Consider the following 1,172-nt stretch of genomic DNA (forward strand, 5'->3'; position numbering starts at 1 on the left):
ATACGTCCGTCAGTTGGGCCTGCAGGCCCAACTGACGGACCAACAGAACGCCGAAGACTAACATTGCCTTTGGCACTGAAAACCGGGACCGTTCATGCTCCACAGAGGAAATCGCAGTGGGGCCGGCCGTATTGGGGCCAGGGTAAGTCGAAGCCAGCTCACGGGGCACGGCGACCCACCCTCGGGAATTTTCACCTTTTACGACAATCCTGCCGCTTTTTTTCACGAATAGTGACACAAGGTTTTGAGGGCCGTGTCAGAGTTAGTGAAAAACTTCCATAAAATCAAAGGCGTACTTTTCACCATCTACGACAACCTACAGAGGCGCCGCGTTCTAACTCCCTCGGAGGTTTGTGGTTGGTAGACTGTCTGTTCTAACATTCAGGTTATCCACCCCTCCGCCGCGTCAAGAAATATTGACGCGCTCTTCAAGAATCTGTTTGTTTTAAAAAAAGAGCAAAGCAGTAAAAGCGCGGGCCGCATGGGCTGCCACCCATACGACCCGCTGACCACAACCAACTCACTACCGGAGTCGGAAGATGGCTAACGCCTATAGTAAGTCACGTCCCAAGAAGCTCAAACAGTATCCCGAGGTTGAGCTGACCCTCGGCAACAAGCCGGACCTTCCCCGGGATGGCCAACCGTACATGCCATGGATGCGCGCCATCGACGCGCATTTCGAGATGTTCGGATTCAAGCCGGGTGATCGCGTCTATCTTCGGTTCAGCTTTGCTTCCCGAAGGGTCATCATCACGCCCGACTACAGCGCGCTGAACTGGCGAGAGCAGCCCTATGGTGCAGCTGCCCAAGAAGAGGATAAGGACGAGGAAGACGCAGCGCTGGCCGCCTTGCGCGGCTCTACTGCCTGGTGATGGCTCGGCGTGAAGCACTTCGGCTCACGCGTTGACGCAAATGGTCTGCGGTGAGGCTGCAGGCAACTTCAACAATCGTCACAACAGACGAGAAGTTGCGTTCCGTCTTCTCCGCATCCTGCGGCATCGCGAGCATCAATGCGTGCAGCACGACATGCAGCCAAGCCGAATACGCCGCACGCATTTCCTTCGCGCCAATGCAAAAACCCCCGCCTTTCGGGCGGGGGTTCTTGGCTTAGGGAGCCTGACGATTACCTACTTTCACACGGGAATCCGCACTATCATCGGCGTAGAGTCGTT

General features: G+C 55.7%; 2 protein-coding genes. Both read left to right on the forward strand.

The window, feature by feature from the left end:
* Window positions 1–539 precede the first annotated feature (539 nt).
* The gene (locus HWX39_RS35820) at window positions 540–872 is read left to right on the forward strand and encodes a hypothetical protein (RefSeq protein ID WP_175972155.1); all 333 of its coding nucleotides are present in this window, start codon (window positions 540–542) and stop codon (window positions 870–872) included.
* A gap of 31 nt (window positions 873–903) precedes the next feature.
* On the forward strand, window positions 904–1,172 hold a 269-nt coding region (locus HWX39_RS35995), incomplete at its 3' end, for a hypothetical protein (protein WP_208458865.1).

This window comes from Burkholderia sp. BCC0322 (assembly GCF_902833045.1).
In the GTDB taxonomy this organism is placed as follows: domain Bacteria; phylum Pseudomonadota; class Gammaproteobacteria; order Burkholderiales; family Burkholderiaceae; genus Burkholderia.

Excerpts from the sequence above, each read along its gene's own strand:
- HWX39_RS35820 (WP_175972155.1), top strand. The coding sequence starts at position 540 with ATGGCTAACGCCTATAGTAAGTCACGTCCCAAGAAGCTCAAACAGTAT.